Raw genomic sequence first — 2,583 nt, 5'->3', positions numbered from 1 at the left:
CCCTCGTATGTGACCACAAAGGTCACCGATGCCCTCAATGCAGAGGAAAAAGCGGTCAAGGGGAGCACAATCCTGATCCTCGGTGTCACGTATAAGAGGGATGTTGCTGACTGCCGCGAATCGCCCGCCCTGGATATCATGAGGCTTTTGAGGGTCAAGGGGCCACGGCTGTGCTATCATGATCCACATATCGCCTGCCTGGATCTGGATGGCGAACTCCTCAGCTCTGTTGAGTTGACTGTCTCCGTTCTGCGGGAGGCAGACTGCACGATCATCGTCGCCGACCACAGCGCGTACGATTGGCAGTGGATCGTACAGAACGCTCGCCTCATCCTCGATACCCGCAACGCCACCCGCTCCGTCCAACTCTCCGGAGCTCGAATCATCAAGCTCTAACCCTCCCGGTCAAGACACAGAGGGCTGGCTGACCGAGCCGGAAACGACCCCCCTCAAGGGGCCTGCAGAGACCCCTTTACTGCTGTCGCAATGAGAATATCGCTGAAGAGGCCGGGGCAGCGACGGGCAAGCCAGGGGAGGCGGAGACCATGGCCCGTCATTGCAGCAAGTTTGAGATCCGACCGGGCGAGGGTCTCGTCCAAGAGTCGTTGGTCGAACTGGTGAAGGTGGCGTGGGTCCACTGCGGGTTGAGGCACGCGTCCCCGGAAGAGGTCCAGGCGATAGCGCCAGTACGCCAGGTTGGGAACGGTAACCACCGTATGGCCGCCCGGGGCAAGGACGCGAGCGATCTCCCGCATGGCGTGGTCGGGGTCGTAGAGGTGCTCGAGCACCTCGATGCATGTCACAGTATCGTATTGTTTCGAAGGGACAGGAAGGTCGGTTTTGTCGAGATCCACCTGCCACACCTGATCCGTGTGATCGCGAGCCCGCTCGATCGCAACGCTCGAAATGTCCACCCCATGAACGACAAGCCCAGGCACACGCGCCTTGAGGAGCTTCGCCAGGTAGCCTGAGCCACACCCCACGTCCAGAAGCCTTCGAGGCTGAAGCTGAACGATTACCTGGGCAATGTCTGGATAGCGCAGAGTCTCCTCGAAGAAAGCATCGCTCGCTTTTGTCTCGAGCCAGTCCCGGTCGTGGCGTGCCTCTGGGTCGAGCGGCATTAGCAGAGTCCCCCCATTCATCTGTTCCCTTTGACCGGTTTTCGTCCAACTGCCAGGAGGCATCCCCGTAAGTGAGGGACTACGTAAAACGGGCACTTCGCTAGGTTGATGAGCTGTTGAGAGATCGTCTTCATGTTATAGCGGGTGTCCTCGCCCAAAAAATGCCTGGCCTCAACCACCTGAAAGCCAGCGCGCTGGAAGGACTCGCACACCTCAGCCAGGGTGTATTCACGGAAATGAGGCCGCCACTCATCTTCTGGGTGCTCGTAGTCCAGGGGGATTAGCCGATCAAAGTTTGAGTGGCCGACGAGCAACTTGAAGACATTACCAATTCGGGTCACGTTCGGTGTGGTCGCCAGTAGGTATCCGCCCGGGGCCAGAATGCGAAACGCCTCGGCGAGGAGATGGGAGGGTGAGACCATGTGTTCGATCACCTCGAGGGCAAAGGCGAACTCGACGGTCCCATCGTCCAAGGGGATCCGGGTGGGGTAGCCCTTGCCCTTGAGCTGGTCATTCTTGGGGTCCAGATTGACGGTGAGGATGTCCGCTCCGCAATCCTCCGCCATGGTTTGGCGGAACTCGTCAGAGATCATCAAGCCGACACCGACCAGCCGGCACGCCTCGGATGGGACCAGGCGGCGGAGGAGCCTGAGGAGGCTTCCGGGATAGGTCCCAAGGTCGGCCACTGTCAACGGGCCGAGCGGAACATAGCGCGCGGCGGTCCGTAGGGCTACCCAGAACCGATCGTAGTTCTTCAGGACATGGTGCATCTGCACACTATAGCGACGATCAGTGGGCGAAAAGCTTTCAAAGAGGAGCGGTTGGTAGTCGCGCATTAGCTGCTTGAGGCGGCGACGGCTGATTCTCATACCGGTGGCCCCAGCAAGATTGTGACGTGCAGCCTTCTCCGGCAGGAGCAATGTGAGGGACTTAAGTGGTTTCATGAATTTCCCCCCGTCGTCCCCAGGCCTCAAGGGATGGCCCAATGAGCCAGCGGCCCCCGGAGAGGAGGGCCAAGGCCTGGGCCATTCCGTGAACGCCGCGCTTGCCCAGGGCGACCAGTCGTTCCCCTGTCGGTCCAAGTCCGAAGTAGGGATCACCTGGAACTGGCGGACTGTTCCTGATGCTTATAGGAAAGAATCCCGAATGATCGAAGAGGAGCCGGAGCGTGGGACGAGAAAAGTTGGTAAGGTGGAAGATGAAGGTAGCAAACGGGCGCTCGTCGAACACCTTACCCCCCCCAAATCGCCTAAGAAAGTTGGCCAACCGGAAGCTCAGATACTGCCACACGGCGTTTGGGGTCCGAATGAAGACGCGCCCGTCTTCCTTCAGAACACGATGGACCTCTAGGAGAAGTTTAAGGGGGTCCGGGGTGTGATCCAAGACATTCCAGAGGGTCACAAGGTCGAAGGAGCCGTCTGGAAAGCCAATATCTCTGATATCGCCCAGCAGAGCGTTGACC

At 59.3% G+C, this 2,583-nt stretch carries 4 protein-coding genes; 1 reads left to right on the top strand and 3 read right to left on the bottom strand.

All coding sequences use genetic code 11. The features are described from left to right. On the top strand, positions 1-396 hold a 396-nt coding region (locus tag O6929_12840; protein MCZ6481266.1), incomplete at its 5' end, for a UDP-N-acetyl-D-glucosamine dehydrogenase. 53 nt (positions 397-449) lie between these two features. Here the strand turns inward: O6929_12840 and O6929_12835 are convergent. The 3 genes from O6929_12835 to O6929_12825 all read right to left on the bottom strand — a co-directional run. After that, entirely contained in the window at positions 450-1,121 is a 672-nt protein-coding gene (locus O6929_12835) for a class I SAM-dependent methyltransferase (protein ID MCZ6481265.1), read from the bottom strand. A 17-nt stretch (positions 1,122-1,138) separates the two neighbouring features. Further along, positions 1,139-2,065, bottom strand: a complete 927-nt coding sequence (locus tag O6929_12830) for a methyltransferase domain-containing protein (GenBank protein ID MCZ6481264.1) — start codon at positions 2,063-2,065, stop codon at positions 1,139-1,141. Continuing rightward, a partial coding sequence (locus O6929_12825) for a methyltransferase domain-containing protein (GenBank protein ID MCZ6481263.1) occupies positions 2,052-2,583 on the bottom strand: 532 nt, incomplete at its 5' end. The genes O6929_12825 and O6929_12830, both read right to left, overlap by 14 nt.

Source organism: Candidatus Methylomirabilota bacterium, assembly GCA_027293415.1.
GTDB lineage: Bacteria > Methylomirabilota > Methylomirabilia > Methylomirabilales > CSP1-5 > CSP1-5.
The sequence above is the reverse complement of the archived record's forward strand: the minus strand, read 5'-3'. Positions and strand labels throughout refer to the sequence as shown.